This is a genomic window from Levilactobacillus sp. FUA 3915, assembly GCF_044053135.1.
Classification (GTDB): domain Bacteria; phylum Bacillota; class Bacilli; order Lactobacillales; family Lactobacillaceae; genus Levilactobacillus; species Levilactobacillus lanxiensis.
The window spans coordinates 20,820-41,665 of the sequence record NZ_CP168704.1 but is presented as its reverse complement, the minus strand read 5'-3'; the positions used below and the strand labels follow the sequence as shown (position 1 = coordinate 41,665).

The following is a 20,846-nucleotide window of genomic DNA, read 5'->3' as shown; positions in this document are numbered from 1 at the left end:
TGACATGACCCATGATTGACCCTGCTGTTGAGCAGCTATTGCGCAATGACCCCAAGAGCTATGTGATTCCAGCCGCGGTCGTTGCCAACGTGACAGCGACCAATACGCTGGAGCATGCTTTGATGGTGCTCTCTAAGGTCGGGTACAGCCGGATTCCGGTCCTCGACCCCGATGATCACCTGCAGGGGATGATTTCGCTAGCCGCGATTACCGATAAATTGTTGCATGTGCCAGGCGCTGCGGTGGAACAGCTGAGCAACTACACCGTGGCCGACGCCATGTTACCGGTAGAGCACTGGGTAGACGACCCAGCTAAATTAGAAACAATCTTAAGCTATATGGTGGATGAACCCTTTATCCCGTTATTAAATCAAGATAACGTTTTTCAGGGCATCATTACCCGGCGTGAAATTTTAAAACGTGTAAACTACTTAGCCCACAATTTAGATGACCATTACCTGGTCACTCCGCGGGAAAAAGTGATTGAAAATGGCGACCACTAAGCATTGGTGGCTCATAATCGATAAATGAAGGGGGAATTTCTGATGAAACTGGTTTTAGGTATCCTGATTGGGATCCTCTGGTTGTTTGCGATTGGGCTAGCCTTCATGGCAGCTACCGGTGCCGGAAGTTACTGGTCATTTTTGATCCTATTTGTCCTGGCCCTGATCAGCACCATTGATTGGTGGCGGCTGGACCGCTAGGCAGCTGAAGATAAAGATTGGCAAGACAGGTGATGGCGATGGCCGTTACCTGTTTTTTCGTGCGAAAAAAAACTTGACCCCAGAAGACGCGAGTCAAGCTTAATGTTATTTATTCTGGAGCGTATTGTGTGTGGGTAGGAGAATGCCCGCCTCACGAATCGCCTTGAGATAGGCGGTTAGGAAAGCGGCCTGCAAGCCAAATTGGCTGCCGCTCTTGGCAACGAGATTGACCTGGTAAACCAGTTCGCCGGTCGGTAACGTGACCACACCGGTGATGACGGGCTCACCGACCACGCTGGGATGTTCCGGCAACAGGCGGTCGTTTGTGGCATGAATAATGGCGGGTAACTTTTCGACCGGCGTCGTTGGCGCGATGGGAATATTGATGGTGGCGTGCATGTCGTTACGCGAGCGGTTGGCCACGATGGTGATGTTGCGGTTGGGGATGAAGTTGACGGTCCCATCCGCCTCGGTAACCTGCGTGGTGCGCAAGCCCATGGCGGAAACGGTCCCGGTGATCAGCCCAATTTTAACCGTGTCGCCCACGTCAAATTGTTGTTCCATCAGGATGGAAATCCCGGTGACCAAGTCGCTGACAAAACCCTGGGCACCCAGGCCTAAAGCCAAACTGAAGATTCCGGCACCAGCGACCAACGTCCCGACCGGCACGCCTAAGGTGGAGAGCATGGCGTAGGCCCAGAAGAAGATAATCGTGTAATGGAACAGATTCATCGTCAGCATGCTGATGGTCTGTAGGCGGTTGGTGGGGCCGTCTTTAGGCACCAGGTAGCGTTTGAAACTCCGGTTGAGAATCCAGCGACCCACCACGTTGATTACGAAGAACAATAGGGTGAGGAAGAGGAGACTCAGAAAGCGACTGGTAATCAGGTGGAGCACCTTTTCCCAGTCAAAGGTATTTAAATAATGTTGGAGCCACTTGGAAGAGGTGGCTGTGGTGGTTACTAGGTCCGTCACGAGACGAGCCCTCCTTTTCTTTTGATTTACGGGTTAAACGTGGGCCTGACATCGCCTCCGGGCTGGTGAAAATAGGCCGTGACGCTGTGGGCGCACGCCCGGAGCCAAAGTGCGGTCTCCGCGCTTACTTTGAGCCGAAGACCGCGTCTCAAAGATATCAGTTGCCTAAGCGGTAAACCGCTAAGGCAACTCCCACGGCTGAGCCTATTTCACCAGCCCTGCGGCTGCCACGGGTTTAGCCCGTCAATATGTGTTTTCATTTCGGTTGGATGGCTGGTCAGCTGTCCGATTTGATTTACCAGCCTATTGTTAGTGGCGGTGATTGAATAACTGCCAACAAGTTGGTGGAAAAATAATAAATTGAGGTAATTAGTTGCTAGAGCGAGTCAATCGCCGGGGCGGGTGAAATTGAGTCGGACTGGTCACTCCCACGACTGGCCCAGTTTTCCCAGCCCTGCGGCTGCCACGGATTTAGCCCGTCAATAAATATCGGAGCCTTTTAGTGGGTAGCTGCCTGATCTGATTCACCAGCCAATAGGTAATGGTGATGATTGAATAATTGCTGACGAGTTGGTGAATGAAAAATGATTAAGGTAATTAGTTGTTAGAGCAATGTCCATCGCCCGGAGTAGGTGAAAATGAGCCAGACCAGTCAGTGTTAGTGACCAGAGGCGGGTCAAAATGCCCAGCTGTGTCGGTGGTCTTGGCTGGGGTTATTTCCCAGCCTAGCCCACGGGACAACCTTTGCGACCGCTCTTCAGGCGCAAAGTTGAGGTGGAAGCCCGCCCTTAGGCTGGAACCGGCCCCATAGCAGGGCGTTTTGAACCCGCCGCCGGGAACGGACAGAACCTGCCACCGCGTCCCAATGTAATTTTCAACTTCCTACAGGCGAATGACAACGCGCTATCCCATATTTTACTAGTCTTGACGAATAAAACCAATCGAATTCGGGGTTTTAATTGCGTGTAAGCGCTGAGAATGCTATTCTATTGGTAAGTAACGAGCACAAGGAGGGGTTGTCATGACCGGTGGACAAGTAGCGGGCCTAATCGCGGCGATTGCGTTTTTGATTTTGGTTCTCTTCATTGGCATGTTCTTAGTAAAGATGAATAAAACATTGGGTGAGGTGAATCGCTCAATGAAGACGATGACTTCGGACGTGGACGTAATCAGCCACCAAGCCGAGGACATTATGGCAAATGCCAACGAACTGTTGGAAGACGTGAACAAGAAGGTTGCGACCATTGATCCCGTTTTCCAAGCTGCCGCTGATTTGGGTGAGAGTGTTTCTGATTTAAACACCGCCACTCGTAATTTAACCGACCGGGTAAGTGAGACCGCCAAAACGACGGCTAAGACGTCACTGGCTGCCCGCGCTGGCAAGACCGTGTTTGATTTGTACAAGAACCGCAGAAACAAAGAATAGTTGTTTACGGAAAGGGAGTCATGAAGATGGCAAAACACAAGTTATTAGCAGGATTAGTACTGGGTGGCGCAGCCTATGCGGCTTACCACGCCCTCGACTTGGAACAACGCGAAGCCTTAAAGGATGCCGCTCGTGACCGGTACAACGCCTTCAAGGACCGCGCTGTCGACTACGCATTTTACGCAGCCGATGCCGCCGACGACTTCAAGGAAGCCTTAGACGACCGGTTGGCTGGTAAGAACGATGCGCCAGCTTGGCGGAACACGGACGCCGATGAAACGGCCGAAGATGAAGACGACGATATCGTCTTGAGCAGCGACCAGGTTCCTGATTTACCTAGTGAAGACGCCGATGCCGCTGATGAAGCCGACAACGACGAAACGCCCGCTAGCGACGAACCAACGGCGGACAAGCCCGTTTAATTTAAGCAAAGACTAGTTAGGAGTTGCGACTGCGGTCGTGGCTCTTTTTATTTTGCCGGTGAAAAGAAAAGTTCCCGCCATTTTCAATTGAAAGGCGAGAACTTATTTGTTAATCATTTAATTACCCAACGTAAGTTAATTCCTTAGAGGTGTGGGTGAATGGTAAGCTGCCATCGGCCGTGACGTGAACACAATCTTCGATTCGGACACCGGCGACACCTGGGATGTAGATACCAGGTTCGATGGAGAAGCACATGCCGGGTTCGAGAACCAGGTCGTTGCCTTCCATGATGGATGGGAATTCATGATCGCTCATGCCCATCCCGTGGCCCAACCGGTGAATGAAGTATTCGCCGTAGCCGGCCTTGGTGATGATGTCGCGGGCAATCTTGTCGAGTTCAGCGGCGGTCATGCCAGGCTTAACGGCGGCTTGGGCAGTCAATTGGGCTTCCAAACAAACGTCGTAGATTTCCAACTCTTTGGCCGTTGGGGTGCCTAAAGCAACCGTCCGGGACGCATCGGAAATGTAGCCATCGTAGACCGTTCCCAGGTCAAACAGGACCAGTTCGTTGTTCTGGAACTTGGTGTCGTTGGTGGCACCATGGGGTTCTGCGGCGTGGGCGCCAGCTTGAACCAGGCTACCGAAGGACATTTCCATAATGCCTTCTTGCATCAAGGCGTATTGGAGTTCGGCAACGGCGGATTGTTCCGTCTTACCGGCCTTAACTGCGGCAAAGCCGTGTTCAAAGGCGAAGTCGTCCCACTTACCGGCGATTTCCAACTTCTTGATTTCTTCGGCCGACTTGATCAAACGCATGCGTTCGATGAAGCTGGTGATATCCAAATCGAATTTAGGATTGTCGAATTGGGCAGCCAAGGCTTCCATCCGGGCAACCTGAAGTTGGCCCTTTTCCAACGCGATGTGGTCGGGGTTGACGTGGCGTTGCTTGACTTGAGCGGCAATCATTGCCCATGGGTTCTCGTGGTCCAAGTAACCAACGACGGGGAACTGCCAGCCGGTTGCCTTAATCACTTCGACCTCTAAGGCTGGTGCGAAGATGAATGGGTCTTGGTCTGGGAAAATGACCAGGGCTAGTACCCGTTCGATGGGGTCACTCCCAAATCCAGTGAGATACTGGATAGTTTTGGGATTGCTGAGGTAGGTCATACTAGCGTGTTGTTCTGCGGTCCATTGCTGAATTTGTTCGAGTTTAGTCATTCAATCACCCCTTTAAAAGATGTGTTAATTATAGCATAAGCCAGAGACTAGTTGCACTCGTGAAAAGGACTGCCGTGTCTCGTAAAATGCCACGCAAAAATTGGGCCGGTCGCGGGCATAAAGTGCTGGGATATCAGGGCAGGCTGATGTTGGCATAATTGAAATTATATAATGGAAAATATAAATTAGCTATCTCTCATAATTCAAGCGAATAAGGTCGGATTAATTTTTTATCACCCGCTAATTGATTTTGTTTTCTGTAAACGGCTTAACAACGCGGTTAAAGTGACCTATAGTAAACAATATCAGGGCCAAAGATTCTACCGTATGGGGAGATGTGCCTTGAAAATTCGATGAAATTAAGGTATTCTTTGATATGAAAGCGTTTTCAATGTTGCGTCCCTGATTGACTTTCTGTATACTGGTCAAGTTGCTTGAAAACGAATGAAAACAAACCAAAACAAGGAAGAAAGGGCTATCGCTATGGAAAAACAAACAGTTACAATTTACGATGTGGCACGGGAAGCGGCGGTCTCCATGGCCACCGTCTCGCGGGTCGTCAATGGAAATCCCAACGTCAAGCCAGCTACACGAAAGAAAGTGCTTGAGGTCATTGACCGTCTTGACTACCGGCCAAATGCCGTTGCACGAGGCTTAGCAAGTAAGAAGACCACGACGGTTGGGGTTATTATCCCGGACGTCACCAACATCTACTTCTCATCACTGGCACGAGGCATCGATGATATTGCCATGATGTACAAGTACAACATTATCTTGACCAACTCCGATGAAAACGGCGGCAAGGAGGTTCAAGTGCTGAACACCTTGATGGCCAAGCAAGTTGATGGCATCATTTTCATGGGTAACCAGGTGACCGATGAGCTTCGCGAAGAATTCAAGCGTTCTAAGGCACCAGTTGTCTTAGCTGGTTCTGTGGATTCTGAAAAGGCGCAACCCAGTGTCAACATCGACTATGTAGCCGCTGTGGCGGAAGCCGTTAAGAATTTGATTGATCACGGTAATGAAAAGATTGCCTTCGTTTCCGGCTCCATGGACCAAGCCATCAACCACGACTACCGGTTGAAAGGTTACAAGAAGGCCCTGAAGGACGCAGGGATTGCTTACGATGATAAATTGGTCTTTGAAACGGACTACACGTACAAGGCAGGCCAATCATTGGAACCAGCCTTGAGCGCAGTGGGTGCCACGGCTGCCTTTGTCGGCGACGACGAACTGGCTGCTGGCGTGATGAACGGCTTAACTGATGCCGGCATCGACGTTCCTGGCGAATTTGAAGTCATCACCAGCAACGATACGAAGCTGACTGAATTGGTTCGGCCTAAGATGAGTTCGATCACGCAACCCTTGTACGATATTGGTGCCGTTGCCATGCGTCTGTTGACGAAGCTGATGAACAACGAAACAGTTGAAGAGAACACCGTTATCTTGCCTTACGGGTTAATGAAGCGGAGTTCGACTAAATAAGCGTCATGAAAAGGTTCCGGAACCCGTTTCCAGAACCTTTTCATATACATAATTTTTGCTTTAGTGAAAACTGTACTGGAACGCGGTGGCGTGTGCTGTTCGTTCCCGGCGGCGGATTCAAAATGCCCTGCTGTGGGGACCAGTTCCAGCCGAAGGGCGGGCTTCCACCTCGACTTTGAGCCAAAGAGCGGTCTCAAAGGTCGTCCCGTGCTCTAAACTGAGAAAAGCGCTCAGTTAAGACCACCGACACAGCTGGTCATTTTGATCCGCCTCTGGTCACTGACACTAGCCGGGTTGGCACAGTTTCACTAGCTTTGTGGTAGACTGGTTTGTTCAACAATTAGCAGTTTGCGTGTTCGAATGCACATGTGGGACGCATAATGTCAAATGTTCAGATTGGCACGCGTATCCATTGATGGGGCTATGCTAGCCGCAGGAAGCCAGGAACGTAGCCGGCTGTGTCGATGGTGTTAGCTGGTGATTTTTCCAGCTTACAGCATGGGACGACTTTGAAGACGTGTGGTTTACACGGCTTTAAAGCGAGACGGAGGACCGGTTCTCAGGCCGCAGTCGTTCCCCACAGCAGGCGGAGTTCCTGGAAGCCGGAGGCGGACAGCCCCATCCATGGTACAGTGGGGAACAATTGTGTAAGATTTTGCCCAATTAAGCTGCTCTTAACCAATCTGAAATTTAGATGTGCTACAATGATAAGCAAATCATATTGGGTAACGGGAGGTGGTTCTTATGAGTGAAAATAGTCGCATGGCGCGCTACCACTCAGATGAAGAACCGGAACCACAACAAGCACCACAAACAACTGAAACGTATCAACGGCGCCCAGCCTTGGCCCGGTGGGTGGCTTTTCTAATCTTATTATTGACGGTCAGTGTGGGCCTGAAACTCACCGTGTTTAACGCCAACTACACGGCGGGCGTGGTGTCACGGTCGTCAGTTGGTGAAAAAGTCATCAATCACGTCAATGATGATCTCCAAAACTTGGGGGTCTCCGGGGCCCCGGTCACGTCTAGTTTGATGCAACCGTACTTAGCCATGGGCGTTGCCAAACTCTATGGCGAAACGATTGATACGACGGTCGATACCACGGATCTGTCCGCCGCCATTAGCACGCAGGCCCAAACCATGGGGGTAACCGCTACGGCGGGGATGACCACGGCCATCGCTAAGCAGGCGAAAAAACGGGCCCAGGCGGCGTTTAGCACGTCGGCCATGTCCCAGGCTGCCATTCAGGTACAACGGGCCAAGAAGATTAATTTTGCGGTCCTCCTGGGGAGCATCCTGCTACTGATTGTCACGTTCTTCTATGCCCTCAGTGTGCATCACGTGTTTGCGAGCCTGGGCTCCGGCATGACGGTCGGTGGTTTACTGACCGGTCTGGTCGGTGTCGGCGGGTATTTCTTCTTGCCGTACGTGGTGACGAGTACCAGTAAAACGGCAGCCAATCTGCTGACCACGATTGGCCGTAGCGGTCTCGGCGTCATTATTTTCGCCGGTGTGGCGGAAATCGTGATTGGCATGGTTGTTATGCTGGGTCACCGGACATTTCGAAAAGAATAGAAATTAGTTGAGGAGCTGGGTGAAAACCGCGGCTCCTTTTAATTTGTGCGCAAAAGACATTTAGCGATGACTCGTCAGCTGGGTCCATCGCTGAATGTCTTTTCATTTACAAATTTTTTACTGAAAACGATGTACCCCATGTCGAATTGGTTAAGTGGTAATTCTTTTTATTAGATTGACTTTTATTTAAATTATTTGTTGACGGGCGCAATTCTTGGGAATAGAATATGAATAACTTTAATGTATAAATGGAAAGAACCACCGAGCAAATGGCTATCTAACAGCGTTTAAAAAACGATTTGGCGCCACAAACTAAGATTAGTAGTATTGATTAATTTGGGCGTTAAAATATCAGGGCAGCATACGGACCGAGAAATTGGGTAGATGTTCAGTGGGAGTGGCCACCCCCGCCTCAAGAGGAGTAAGGAATCGTGCAAGAGAAAAAACATTATAAGATGTACAAGGATGGGAAACATTGGGTTGTCGCAGCTGTGACCGTTGCCGCCATGGGACTAGGAACCATGATTGGCCAAGGCACCGTTGCCCACGCCGAGACGGCATCGACCGGGACGGACAGCAGTCAAACGGCTACTGGAACGCAAACGACGACCGGGACGACCGCAACTTTGAAAACCAGTGGGGCGGCTGAAGAGACTTCAGTAGAAAAAGAGTCGCAGCCGGGAACTGAGACGACTGGTGAGAAAGATACTGAAACGAGTGGTCTTGATCAAGGGACTAAGGAAGTTTCAGAAAGTACTGGCACAGAAGATAAGTCAGGCTCGGATGCCGGTACGGGTGTGGATACAGGTAAAGATGCAAATACAGATTCAGATAAGCAAACGACCGATACCGATTCGCAGGTAGCGGCCAAGGAAACGTCTGACACCAAGGTCGTTGTGGACGAATCAGCTCAGAATAATGATAGTGAAAGATCTGACGGGAACACTGTGAACAACACGCCATCGGACCAACTGACTGACGACACAGCATCTGATTCAGGCAAAGAGAAAACTGACGTCAATCAAATCAACCAAGACGTTTTGGACGTTAACAGTTTAGACGACGCCAAAGTGTCTGACTTATCAAACTCGCTGTTGCAACTGCCAGCTGGTAAGTTGGGCATGATGAAAGCCATGGCCCTTTCAGTTGATGTACCAACGACTGATGCCAGTTTTGTGTACACCTATCATGATGATGGAACCGCGACCCTAGATGGTGTTACCAGTGTGGTTAATTCGACCACACTGACGATTCCTGGGACTACGGTTAATGAGAAGAATAAGCAGACTTATTCCGTTACTGCCATTGCAAGTGGCGCCTTTGCTAGCAGTACGGGAAAGATGGAGAACGTGTCAACCGTTGTGATTGGTGATGGCATCAAGAGCATTGGGAGCAATGCATTTGCTTACCTGAAAAATCTGCAGGTAGTTGATCTTAGTGAAAATCATACTTTGGAAACGATTGGAGAAAGGGCGTTTGTTAGTGCTGGAATCACTTCGTTAACGTTACCGGAAACAGTGACTAGCATTGGCAATAGTGCGTTTTCGTATGACGATTTAACGACACTTGATTTAAGTAAAGCAACAAAGCTTCAAACAATTGGTGACGAAGCTTTTGTGTCGAGTGAAATTAGTTCCCTAACCTTGCCTGACAGCGTAACTAGCATTGGAAATGGGGCTTTTCTGTACAACGGTAAGCTGACCAATGTAAAGCTCTCGAAAAATTTAACCAATATTGGTGACTCTGCGTTTGCAAATGATAAACAGATTACGGGACTGGACCTTTCAGAGGCACCTAATTTGAGCAGTATTGGGCAAAATGCTTTTGCTGGTGTTAAAATTGCTAATCTAGATCTTAGTCATGTGACGACCATAGGGGCGGGAGCGTTTAAAGATAACGACGATCTGACCACGGTGACGCTGGGGGGGAATATTAAAGAGATTGGTGCCTCAGCTTTCAGTGGCGATAAGAATCTGACGACCCTGAACATACCGAGTGATAGTCAATTAACCACCATTGATGATTATGCCTTTTATGGAACCGGTTTAACGGCTGTTCACTTTCCAGCTACACTGACAAAGATTGGGACCGCTGCCTTTGAATCGAACACAAACCTGGCTGACGTCACGTTTGACGGTCAAACAGCGAACGAGGACCTCACTATTGGGGATGATGCGTTTGCCTATGATGGGCATATCATGAGCCTGAACCTCCCAGCGAACCTGGTGACGATTGGCAACGAAGCCTTTGCTGCGGATAATCTGAAGGATGCCGCGGGTAACACGATTGGTGGGCTGAAAATGGTGACCTTTGCCGATGGTAGCCGACTGGTAACTGTGGGTGATAGTGCGTTTATTTACGATACAGTTTTGGAAGATATCACCTTACCGGACAGCGTCACAGCGATTGGCAAGCAAGCCTTCTTGGCTAATTCAGCGCTGAAGACCTTTACCTTGCCGGCGAGTCTTCAAGATATTGGTGATAACGCCTTTACTTACGACGGAAATCTCAAGACTGTGGATACCCGTAAGGCAGACCAACTGACGACAATCGGTAACGGGGCCTTTGAATATTCTGGGGTCACGGGTTCTGGTCAAACGGACGCCGATGGCAATCCAATTTTTGTGATGCCAACCAATACAAAGGAAATTGGGAACTATGCGTTTGCCGGGAGTCAGTTAAAGAAAGTGTCCTTTAATGACGACCTCCAGTCTATTGGTGATGGCGCATTTACCTACAATGAGCTGGATGGTAGTCTTGGATTGCCAGATTCAGTGACAACAGTGGGCAAGAAAGCTTTCTATGGGAACCAAATTCAAGGGATCACTGTCCCTAAATCGGCGAGTGTCGGGGAAAGCGCCTTTGACTATAACCGGATTACCCAGCTGTCAACGCGTGCGGATAATGGCGCCGTTGCCTTGGACCAATATGCCGCCTATTTTGGGGATTCTGGGGATGTGACTATTGATACATTGTTTGACACCGAGGTCGGTGGTTTGAACAATAAGAATCTGGTCATTGATCCTGATTCTCTGACGAATGGCGTGACTTATAACCCAGCCGATGGAACGTTTAACATTCCGGCTAAGACGGTTGGTTTTAAATTCAACTGGTCTTTACCGGATGCCAGCGGTACCAATCTTTATGCGGGCGCTTATCAAGTCGTTTTAAACGATCCAGATATCAAGGTCGTGGACGGACAAGCCTGGTACAAGGATAACTGGACGCCGGCAGATAACTTTGTTAGTGCCGTAAAACCAGATAAAACGAGTCTGACACTGAGCGACTTAACCGTCACGATTAAGGATGGTGATGATAAGACTGTCACAGCCGATCAAGTCACTAAGACTCCTGGTAAGTATACGGTGACCTATCAGTACAAAGACGACACCACTAATGCTCAAACAATTATCTTAACCGTCGCCAAGCGACAAGGAACGTATACCTTGACGGGTAATCAAACGGTGCAGTATACAGGGACCACCCCAAGCCTGGTTGCTGAGGATCACTATCAGGTCACCATGTCTGATGGTTTTGTATACACGGTCAAGGATGGCGATATAGAAATCGTGCCAGATGAAACAGTGACTGATTCGGCGAAGAACACAAGAATTGTCAGTACGGCACCAAATGTTGGCCAGTATAAAGTGATTTTTAAGCCAGAAGCCATTGAGCGGGTAAAGAAAGAAGTTCCCGCAGTCGAACTCTTTGATTGGTCGGATAAGGATTCGACGGCAACGTTGACCATCACGCCAGCCAAGGTAACCGTGGCCATCAAAGGTGACCAACCAACTAAGGTTGCCGGAACCCAAGATCCCACACCAACGTTTGTGGTGACGGCCGACGATGACGAAACGCACACACCGCTGACTAACTTCCCCTTAACCATTGACTATACTCGGGAAAAAGGTGAGACTGTTGGGACGTATGCCTACACGCCAGCCGTTCAAGGCACTGACGCGGTACCTGCGTCTAACTTTGACGTCACCTATCTGCCAGCAACGTTAAACATTACGTCGGCGCAAGTCACAGTGTCTGGTAAGGATTACACCATGACGGTGGGGGAAGCGACGCCAAAGGCCGCAGACTTCGGCGCCACGGGGACGGATGAAAATGCCCAAGCTGTGTCAGCTGATAAGATTGCCGTAGATTTGAGCAACGCTGACCTGACCAAGGCTGGCGATTACCAAGTTACGCTCAGCTATGGCAATCAACCTAACGAGCAGACGATTTCGGTTATCCTGCACGTTAAAGCGGCCGCAACCGGCGGCGATAACGGCAATTCTGGCAATCAGACTGACCCAGACACGGGCAACGGTGGCAGCACGACAACTGAGCCAACCACACCGACTAAGCCGGTTAAACCAACCACGCCGGTCAAACCGACGAAACCAGTAACGCCAACGAAGCCGGTGACACCAGTTAAGCCGACCCCTGGTCAGAGTGGTGATCAGTATATTGTCAGCGAGACGGGGACACATGAAAATGTCTCCGCTGGGACATCCGGTGAACACGATGTGCAACAGTTCTTGGTGAAGTCCGGTGGGGCGGCCGCCATGGTTCAAGTGGCTGACGAAATGCCAACGACCAATCACCAGGCTGTAGTGACACGGCTAGCTAAGGCAACCACGGCAACCGCGACAGCGACTACCAAGCGGAACCAAAGCACGACCGCAACGTCAACCACGGACCAACCAGCAACCGCTGAGCTCCCCCAAACGGGTGACACGCAAACCCCATGGTGGGCCCTGTTGGGCACCTTACTGGGCGGATTGAGCCTGGTCGGTTGGCAACGGAAGCGTCATGAATAAACCGCGTTAAAAGTGATTAAATTTAAAGCAACGCCTCATCAGAGAAACTCAGCCAGATTAACCGCTGACTTCTCTGATGGGGCGTTTTTGCGTTCACTGTCAGGCAAATTGGCGCCTCTTCTTGATTGAAAAAAGTGACAGGCTCCATTGATGCCTCCTGATTTTCTAATCTTGTTGGGGCGTTCACATTAATTTGTCATTTTGAGCAAGTGAGTCGGAAAATTTAGGTGGGTAAAGGACTGAGGCGGTCGATGATTTCGATGACTAGAAATCTAAAGATTGATTTATCAAGGGATAGCCGATAGTTTGCACAGAAACCGTTTTAGACGTGAACTAAAGGCCATCTTAAGTTGAAACAGCTGGCCAGAGAAAGAATAATGTGCAAATTGTGTTTTATCAAAAAGCTAGATTAATTGAATTTTAATAGTCAACAGAAATACCGTTACAAAGCGACTTTAGACTATTATTTCAGTTAATAATATGCTATAGTAACGCCATATAACAAAGCAAAAAGTAGACACAATGTCCTAAAATCAATCGGCATTTAAACGCCGATTGATTGCGAGCCAAGAGCGCTAACTAGGAGCCTAAGTGGCGGCTTGCTTAACCGTGAGTGCGACCTTTAAGTCATGGGGTTAGGGACTATTGTGGCGAAATAAGTTTCAAATGAACAGTCGTTAGGGATTTATAAAGTTGAGGAAAATGATTAGTGACTTGGTAAGGCTTAGAGCCCAACTTGATGGCATGGGTTGGGTTTAGTTGCACTCATTGATTGAGGCGCTAAAATGCTCAGTAAAGGATTGAGCCAGCCGGTCATTTAGTTGTTGATAGACAGGCTTTGGGGGACATGAGACTCCAATGGTGAGAGGGGCAAACAACGATGCAAACAAAACAACACTACAAGATGTATAAGGATGGCAAGCACTGGGTCTTCGCAGCGATTACGGTCGTTGCGGTTGGCTTGGGAACACTGGTTGGGCAAGAGACGGCCCAGGCGGATACGGCGCCAGCCAGCAATGACAACGTGAGTCAACAGAGTTCGGGGTCGGACGAATTGACGGATAAAGTCGTGCCAATTGCCAACCCAACGAGCGACGCTGAAAATGCAAGCGCTGCCGTGGCGGGTACGGTTACAGAGAACGATGACGCAATCGAAAATGGCGCCGAAACGGGTGCCGGCACTGGGACTGAAACCGGGTCATCAGTGGACAATGGTGACGCCGCCACCGGCAGTGAGTCGGACAATAGTGTTGACCAAGAAAATGGTGAAACTGGTAGCCAGAATGATCATCAGTCAGCTGCGGGTGAAGAAGTCGTACCCGGTGACACTGACAATGGGGAACAGTCACAGGAGAATTCCGGTGATGGGTCAACTGGAACTGGCACGGGAACGGGGTCACCCGCTTCTGACGCCAACAATCAGGAAAAGTTAACTGACCAATCAACTAAGGGGACTGGGTCAGTTAATGATGTCCCGATTAATAATCAAAAGTCAGACCAGCCAGGTAACACAGCCGTTCACCCCGTGTCAGCGGTCAGTTTTTCAGCACCCCAAATGGCTCGGGTCGCCTTACCGGCAACGGATCAAAGCAATTTTAATTTTTCCTATAATGATGCAGACGGGACGGCAACTTTAACCGGTCTGAGTGGCCAAGCGCTGGCGGGAACCGTGGTGATTCCAACGACCGTGACCGATGGTGGTAAGAGCTACAATGTCACGGCTATTGGGGACAGTGCCTTCTACAACCAACCCAAGCTAACGGAAAACATCACGGGTCTGGTGATTGGGGACGGCATCACGTCAATTGGTGACTATGCGTTTGGGTACCTGAACAATATCAAGGTCGTTGATTTAAGTGAGAATCATACGTTAACGAACATTGGTGAAGGGACCTTTCTCAGCAGTAGTATCACCGACCTGGTCTTGCCGGCGACCGTGAAAACGATTGGAGCTAGTGCCTTTGAATACAATACGCAACTGGCCAACATCGACTTCAGTCAGGCGACCCAGTTAGAAAGCATTGGCGACCTCGCTTTTGCCGGGGATGAGTCCTTGACGAGCTTAAACATCCCAACGTTGACGACCATGGGAACGGCGGCCTTTGCTGGGACGACGAGTCTCAAGAGCCTGACCTTGGGCGACGGGGTCTTGCAAATTGGTGATAACGCCTTTTCAAGTTACCAAAGTGGGGATGTCAGTTTTGATCCCGACACAGCCCTGACTTCGGTCGACTTTGGCAACGGCTTACAGACGATTGGGAACTACGCCTTCACGTACGATGGCGGCATCACTACGCTGAATCTGCCGGCGAGTCTGACCAGTATCGGTGACTACGCGTTCGGCGCCATGACGACCAAGGACGCTACGGGCACCACGGCCGGCGGCTTGACCACGGTCAACTTTGCTGATGGCAGCCAGTTGACCACGATTGGCAACTCGGCGTTCATCTATGACACTATGCTGGCCAACATCACCTTACCCGCCAGCTTAGTGAGCATTGGTGACCAGGCCTTCCTGGCGAATTCATCGCTGAAAAGTATCAAATTGCCTGCCAGCCTGGTCACGATTGGGGCTAACGCGTTTACCTACGATTCTAAATTAGCGACTGTGGACACCAGTGAAGCCACGGCACTCACCACGATTAAGAGTGGGGCGTTTGAATACGCTGGTCTGACAGGGAGCTTAACCCTGCCACCAGCCTTAACGACCATTGGCGACCTGGCCTTTGCCGGAAACCATTTGGAATCGTTGACAGTCAATGCCAACCTGACGACGATTGGCACGAGCGCCTTCACCTACAACGCTTTGGGTGGTCAGTTGGACCTCAGTGACACGGCGCTCACGACGATTGGCAAGCAGGCGTTCTTCGGAAATCAATTGGCGGGCGTTCAGGTGGCGACGTCGACGAAGGTTGGTGCCAACGCATTTGACTACAACCGGTTGACCAGCCTGACTGCTGCGGGCGACATGGCAATTTTGGCCCAAAACCAGACGGCCACTATCTTCACGAGTAAGGCTAAATTAAATTCAATCGATGATCTATTTGACGTTGCGGTTGGTGACCTCAAAAACGCTGATTTAAAACTGACCAAGTTGTCTAACGGCGTGACCTACAGCAATGGCAAATTTACCATTCCGGATAGCGTGGAGAACTTCACGTTTGCCTGGACACTGACCGACAGTACCGGCGCCACCTACACCGGGAACTACCAAGTCGTCTTGAATGACCCGAAGATTCAAGTGGCCAACTCGACGGTTTGGTACGGCGATGGTTGGCAACCGACGGACAACGTGGTTAGTGCCGTGATGACTAACGGTGAAAACATTCCTTTAGATCATCTGGTGGTCACGATTACCGATGCCAAGGGAGCTAGCGTTGACGCTAATCAGGTGACACAGAACGCGGGCGTTTACAACGTGACTTACAGCTACGAGGGCGTCGATTCTTCGACCGCCCAGGTGACCGTCATCAAGCGGGAAGCCAGCTACAGTCTGTCCGGCAACGCCACCGTCACGTATACTGGCCAAGCACCCGTCTTTGACGCCTCCCAGTATACGTTAACGTTGTCCGATGGGTTCGTGTACACCTTGAAGAGCGGCGACTTGATCGTTACGCCATCCGGATCGACCAGCACGTCTAAATTTAACGGCAAGACCTCTGCCTTGACCGCGGCTTCTCTGCCAAATGTCGGGACGTATCAGGTCAGCCTCGACCCGGACGCCATTGCCCGGGTTCAAGCGGAAGCGCCCGCCAGTGATTACTACGACTGGACCGATAATGGGACCGATGCGACGCTGACCATCGTGGCGGCACCACTGACGGTCAATGTGGCCAGTGCCACCAAAGATGCCGGTACCACTGATCCAACGCCTGTCTTTACGGTGACCGATAGCAAGGGCGACGCGATGACGACTTCTGGCCTGCAAGTGACGCGGGTGCCTGGCGAAACAGCTGGCGACTACGCTTATCTGCTGGATACCAGCCAGTTGGACGCAAACTACATGGCAGCTAACGTCACCCTTGGTAAATTGACCATCAATCCGGTGGCGGCAACGTTGACCGGGAGTGACTACACCATGCAGGTCAATGGCACTGCGCCAACGCTCGCTGATTTTAAGGCGGCGGCAACGGATACCAATGCGTTACCGGTTCCCGACAGCGAGCTGACCCTGGATTTGGGGGATGCGGACACGACCAAGGTTGGTGACTACACCGTGACGTTGCACTACGGTGAGCTGACCAAGACCGTCACGCTTCACGTGGTCGCACCAACCACGGGCGGTGGCGGTGGCACCACGGATCCTGGTAACGGGGGCGACCCAGATATCACGGACCCAACCGACCCGACTGATCCAACCGATCCCGTTAAGCCCGTTGATCCAGCCAAGCCAACCGACCCCGACGATGTGCACAAGGTCATTAGTGACCAAGGTGTTCATAAGAAGGGGGCCGGCGCAACCATCAACGTGCAGGCCAAAAAGAGTGCCCAGAAGACACTTGAACGTTACAATGGCGGCATTGGTGCCGCGATTACGGGTGACCCAGCAACGGGGACCCTGCACCATGGTGGGGATGGCGCGTTGATTACACCAACCACCACAACCGCTAAGAAGTCGGCCACGCAGCCGGTTGTCGTACCCGCTACGAAGACAACGTTGCCACAGACTAACGAGGCTCCGACAACCTGGTGGGCAGCCTTAGGCGTCTTGTTAGGCGGCCTGGGCCTTGCAGGATTGCGGAAACGTCGTCATGAATAAAGTAAGTTAGTTGTTATCACGAAAAAAAGAGGACCGTCCACGAGACTAAATCGTGGATGGTCCTCTTTGGATTAACCTTGTGAAAACGAGAATCAGACAGAAAAAATGCTCGCCGGTACTAGGTCGACGAGCATTTTAAGCAGTTATTTACATCAGAATCTTAGATAAGAAGTCTTGTGCCCGTTCCGTTTGCGGATTGCTGAAGAAGTCATCCGGGGTACTATTTTCTTGAATGTAGCCATCGGCCATAAACCAGACGCGGTCGGCCACGGACTTGGCAAAGCCCATTTCGTGGGTGACGACGACCATCGTCATGCCTTGTTCGGCCAATTGTTGCATAACGCTCAACACTTCACCGACCATTTCGGGGTCCAGGGCAGAGGTGGGTTCATCGAACAGCATGACCTTGGGATCCATGGCCAGGGACCGCGCGATGGCAACCCGTTGTGCTTGACCACCGGAGAGGCTGGCAGGGAAGGCGTCGGCGTGGTCGTCTAAGTTGACTTGTTTGAGGAGTTCATGGGCCCGCTTGGTCGCCGTGGCATCGTCCACGTGCTTGACCTTCATGGGCGCCAGCTTGATGTTTTCGAGCACGGTCATGTTGGGAAAGAGGTTGAAGCTCTGGAAAACCATTCCCATTTGTTCCCGTAACTCGTTGACCCGCTTGGTATCCAGGGTCGTCAGGTTTTCACCGGCAAAGTCGACCTCACCAGAGGTGGGCGTTTCCAGCAAGTTCAAGCACCGCAGGAAGGTGGATTTCCCACTACCTGAAGGGCCAATGACGACGATGACTTGGCCAGGGGTGACTTGTTCCGTAATATCTTTTAAGACTTGGTTTTTGCCAAAGTTTTTGGCGAGATCTTTAACCTCAATAATTGGTTTAGTCATGTTGCATTCTCCTTTCGAAGTAGTTCAGAATCCGGGAAGCCGTGAACGTCAAGATGAAGTAGAGCACCATGATGACGGCGATTGGGGCAACCCCCCGGTAAGTGTCAGAACGCACAATGTTGCTTTGGAAGATCAGTTCGGAGACCCCAATGATGGAGACGATGGAACTGTCCTTGATCAGGGTGATAAATTCGTTTCCGAGTGATGGCCAGATGTTCTTTAAGGCTTGTGGTAAGACAACGTAGCGTAAGGTGGCACCGCTAGACATCCCCAGGCTCCGGGCAGCTTCCGTTTGGCCGTCGTCCACGGAGTTGATTCCCCCACGGATGTATTCGGCCACGTAAGCCCCAGAGTTCAAGGAAATGGCGATGATCCCGGAAGTTAAGGCGGGGAGGTTAACGATGAGTCCTAAGCCGAAGTAAACGAACATGACTTGGACCATCATTGGCGTGCCCCGGATAAATTCAACGTAGGCCGTGGCTAACCACCGCAGGGCCGTCTTGAAGACGCCGCCCCGGGCCATCCGTGCCAGGGATAAGAGAACCCCTAAGATAAACCCAAAGAAGACGGAGCAGACGGTGATGATCAAAGTATATTCAATCCCAGTCAGGAAGGCCTTCCAGTAGTGGAACATGCTGGTGTTAACCGTGTTGGTCTTTAAGTATTTCCCAGCAGCGGGCAGGTAAGTCTTGTTGACGAGGTTCTGCTTTTTAATTTGGTCAACGGACTTGTTAGCCTTGTTGACTAAGGCCGTGGAGCCCTTGGCAAAAGCAACGGAAGCGCTGGTATCCGAAGCACTTAAATTAAAGTCACTGGGGATGGCGGCGAGTTCCTTGTTGTTGGCCACGTAGGCTTGCGCAGAAGGCTTTTCCATCGCAACCCCTTGGATCTTGTGGCTTTGCAGCGCCAAAATCAGGTCGGACACGGAGGTCATTCCTTTGACGGTCGTGCCACTGGTTTGCTTCTTGGATTCGTTGTACATGGTCGATCCGGTCTGGGCACCAATGGTCTTGCCAACGAAGGAATCTTTGTTCTTATAGATTCCCTTGTCACTCTTGTTGATGACGATACTGTACCCACCTTGGTAGTAGGTGTGGGTGAAGGCCACGTTTTTCCGCCGAGCGGGCGTGGGGTTCATCCCGGAGATAACCATGTCGACTTTCCCCGTTTGTAAGGCAACTAACAAGGAATCAAACGACATCGACTTCACAACGAGCTTGACGCCCATGTCCTTGGCAATCTTTTGACCGACGGCAACGTCCATGCCGACAATCTTGGTCTTGCCGTGAACGGTTGCCTGGAATTCATAAGGTGGATAATCGGGCGAGGTCCCCATGACCAGCGTCCCCTTCTTCTCAATCTTTGTCAGTGAGTTGTCGGTGGCAGCGTTCGCCGTCGTGGTTAGGGCGGTGAAGCCGGTGACCAGCGCCAACAGCAGAGCAAAGAATAATACCAATCTCTTCTTCATATAAAAGCTCCTCAATATTTTTTGATGTTGCTAACGAGTATAGCAGGACTCGATTATTTATACAAGAATTATTTTAAAAAAGGTGGTTTTATACATAATCTATTCTTTTGAAATTCATGAAAACACTGATTTAAAGGGAAATGGTGATAACGTTTATACATTTTTTGTTGTATAGATAAATACTGAGCTTGCCAATTGAATGAAAGCGGAGTAAGTGCTAATATGAACAGTGTCTGTTTTATACGGATATATAAAACTTTAGAAAAGAGGAGTTACGATGTCAGGACATTCTAAATGGCATAACATCCAGGGCCGGAAAAATGCTCAGGATGCAAAACGTGGAAAAATCTTCCAAAAAATCTCACGTGATTTGTACCAAGCTGCAAAAGCAGGTGGTCCTGATCCCGACGGTAACCCTCAACTTCGTTTGGAAATGGACAAAGCGCGGGCAGCTAACATGCCTAAGGACAACATCAAGCGGGCTTTAGATAAGGCCTCTGGTGTTGGTGGCGCTAAGTTCGAAGAAATCACCTACGAAGGCTACGGTCCAGCCGGGACAGCAATCATGGTTGCTGCCTTAACGGATAACAAGAACCGGACGGCTGCGGCTGTTCGTTCTGCCTTCACGCACCATGGTGGTGCATTGGGTGCAGCCGGTTCCGTTTCATACATGTTTGATCGTAAGGGTTACATTGTTATCTTGCGTGATGGCTTGGATACGGATGAAGACACGATGTTGATGGATGCTTTAGACGCCGGGGCAGATGACATGCAGACCACGGACGACGAGTTCAAGATTTTCACGGATCCACAAAGTGAAATCGGTGCCCGTGATGCATTACAGGCCAAGGGTTACAAGCTGGACACCGCTGAAGTGCGGATGTTCCCACAAAACACGACCGAAGTACCAGAAGCTAAGGCTCCGCAATACCAAGGTTTGATTGAAGAACTCGAAGACAACGATGACGTTTCTGATATTTATGAAGCAGCCGTATTGCCTGAAAGTGTTGAATAGATTTTTTCGAAATAACGTTCACTTCGGTGGGCGTTATTTTTTTTGCCCTTTTTTCCAAAAATAAAAAACATTTGGCAATCGATTACGGAGTTAACTTAA

13 protein-coding genes are annotated in these 20,846 nt (G+C 50.4%); 9 read left to right on the top strand and 4 right to left on the bottom strand.

Annotated features, from left to right (window positions below):
- Positions 1 to 11: 11 nt before the first annotated feature.
- Together cbpB and ACEPST_RS00615 are read left to right on the top strand one after the other, a co-directional pair.
- Complete coding sequence (gene cbpB, locus ACEPST_RS00620; RefSeq protein WP_203646091.1) at positions 12 to 503, top strand: cyclic-di-AMP-binding protein CbpB; 492 nt, start codon at positions 12 to 14, stop codon at positions 501 to 503.
- A gap of 42 nt (positions 504 to 545) precedes the next feature.
- Positions 546 to 704, top strand: coding sequence for a hypothetical protein (locus ACEPST_RS00615; RefSeq protein WP_203639234.1), 159 nt, complete (start codon positions 546 to 548; stop codon positions 702 to 704).
- Between the two features lie 105 nt (positions 705 to 809).
- Here ACEPST_RS00615 and ACEPST_RS00610 read toward each other — a convergent pair whose 3' ends face one another.
- A complete protein-coding gene (locus ACEPST_RS00610; RefSeq protein WP_203639232.1) occupies positions 810 to 1,679 on the bottom strand; it encodes a mechanosensitive ion channel family protein in 870 nt (289 codons plus the stop codon).
- A 1,021-nt stretch (positions 1,680 to 2,700) separates the two neighbouring features.
- Between ACEPST_RS00610 and ACEPST_RS00605 the strand changes: the two genes are divergently transcribed.
- On the top strand, positions 2,701 to 3,105 hold the full coding sequence (locus ACEPST_RS00605) for a DUF948 domain-containing protein (RefSeq protein ID WP_203639230.1): 405 nt from the start codon (positions 2,701 to 2,703) through the stop codon (positions 3,103 to 3,105).
- 26 nt (positions 3,106 to 3,131) lie between these two features.
- Entirely contained in the window at positions 3,132 to 3,527 is a 396-nt protein-coding gene (locus ACEPST_RS00600) for a hypothetical protein (protein ID WP_125765763.1), read from the top strand.
- Positions 3,528 to 3,648: 121 nt separating this feature from the next.
- Here ACEPST_RS00600 and ACEPST_RS00595 read toward each other — a convergent pair whose 3' ends face one another.
- Positions 3,649 to 4,746 (bottom strand): M24 family metallopeptidase, encoded by a 1,098-nt coding sequence (locus ACEPST_RS00595; RefSeq protein WP_203646090.1) that lies wholly within the window; start codon positions 4,744 to 4,746, stop codon positions 3,649 to 3,651.
- A 483-nt stretch (positions 4,747 to 5,229) separates the two neighbouring features.
- Here ACEPST_RS00595 and ccpA point away from each other — a divergent pair, with 483 nt between their 5' ends.
- From ccpA to ACEPST_RS00575, 4 genes are all read left to right on the top strand, one after another.
- Positions 5,230 to 6,231: a catabolite control protein A gene (gene ccpA / locus ACEPST_RS00590; RefSeq protein ID WP_125765765.1), complete on the top strand. Its 1,002-nt coding sequence runs from the start codon at positions 5,230 to 5,232 to the stop codon at positions 6,229 to 6,231.
- A gap of 744 nt (positions 6,232 to 6,975) precedes the next feature.
- Entirely contained in the window at positions 6,976 to 7,806 is an 831-nt protein-coding gene (locus ACEPST_RS00585; protein WP_204121388.1) for a hypothetical protein, read from the top strand.
- 431 nt (positions 7,807 to 8,237) lie between these two features.
- Positions 8,238 to 12,617, top strand: coding sequence for a leucine-rich repeat protein (locus tag ACEPST_RS00580; RefSeq protein ID WP_395390454.1), 4,380 nt, complete (start codon positions 8,238 to 8,240; stop codon positions 12,615 to 12,617).
- Between the two features lie 880 nt (positions 12,618 to 13,497).
- Positions 13,498 to 17,376, top strand: coding sequence for a leucine-rich repeat protein (locus ACEPST_RS00575; RefSeq protein ID WP_204121386.1), 3,879 nt, complete (start codon positions 13,498 to 13,500; stop codon positions 17,374 to 17,376).
- Between the two features lie 147 nt (positions 17,377 to 17,523).
- Here ACEPST_RS00575 and ACEPST_RS00570 read toward each other — a convergent pair whose 3' ends face one another.
- A complete protein-coding gene (locus tag ACEPST_RS00570; protein ID WP_275404333.1) occupies positions 17,524 to 18,264 on the bottom strand; it encodes an amino acid ABC transporter ATP-binding protein in 741 nt (246 codons plus the stop codon).
- Positions 18,257 to 19,732 (bottom strand): ABC transporter substrate-binding protein/permease, encoded by a 1,476-nt coding sequence (locus tag ACEPST_RS00565; RefSeq protein WP_204121385.1) that lies wholly within the window; start codon positions 19,730 to 19,732, stop codon positions 18,257 to 18,259. The genes ACEPST_RS00570 and ACEPST_RS00565 overlap by 8 nt, the downstream gene beginning before the upstream one ends.
- Positions 19,733 to 20,009: 277 nt before the next feature.
- Here ACEPST_RS00565 and ACEPST_RS00560 point away from each other — a divergent pair, with 277 nt between their 5' ends.
- On the top strand, positions 20,010 to 20,747 hold the full coding sequence (locus ACEPST_RS00560; RefSeq protein WP_204121384.1) for a YebC/PmpR family DNA-binding transcriptional regulator: 738 nt from the start codon (positions 20,010 to 20,012) through the stop codon (positions 20,745 to 20,747).
- Positions 20,748 to 20,846: the final 99 nt, after the last annotated feature.

Coding starts and splice junctions, on each gene's coding strand:
- cbpB (WP_203646091.1), top strand. CDS start 12: ATGATTGACCCTGCTGTTGAGCAGCTATTGCGCAATGACCCCAAGAGC.
- ACEPST_RS00615 (WP_203639234.1), top strand. CDS start 546: ATGAAACTGGTTTTAGGTATCCTGATTGGGATCCTCTGGTTGTTTGCG.
- ACEPST_RS00605 (WP_203639230.1), top strand. CDS start 2,701: ATGACCGGTGGACAAGTAGCGGGCCTAATCGCGGCGATTGCGTTTTTG.
- ACEPST_RS00600 (WP_125765763.1), top strand. CDS start 3,132: ATGGCAAAACACAAGTTATTAGCAGGATTAGTACTGGGTGGCGCAGCC.
- ACEPST_RS00595 (WP_203646090.1), bottom strand. CDS start 4,746: ATGACTAAACTCGAACAAATTCAGCAATGGACCGCAGAACAACACGCT.
- ccpA (WP_125765765.1), top strand. CDS start 5,230: ATGGAAAAACAAACAGTTACAATTTACGATGTGGCACGGGAAGCGGCG.
- ACEPST_RS00585 (WP_204121388.1), top strand. CDS start 6,976: ATGAGTGAAAATAGTCGCATGGCGCGCTACCACTCAGATGAAGAACCG.
- ACEPST_RS00575 (WP_204121386.1), top strand. CDS start 13,498: ATGCAAACAAAACAACACTACAAGATGTATAAGGATGGCAAGCACTGG.
- ACEPST_RS00570 (WP_275404333.1), bottom strand. CDS start 18,264: ATGACTAAACCAATTATTGAGGTTAAAGATCTCGCCAAAAACTTTGGC.
- ACEPST_RS00565 (WP_204121385.1), bottom strand. CDS start 19,732: ATGAAGAAGAGATTGGTATTATTCTTTGCTCTGCTGTTGGCGCTGGTC.
- ACEPST_RS00560 (WP_204121384.1), top strand. CDS start 20,010: ATGTCAGGACATTCTAAATGGCATAACATCCAGGGCCGGAAAAATGCT.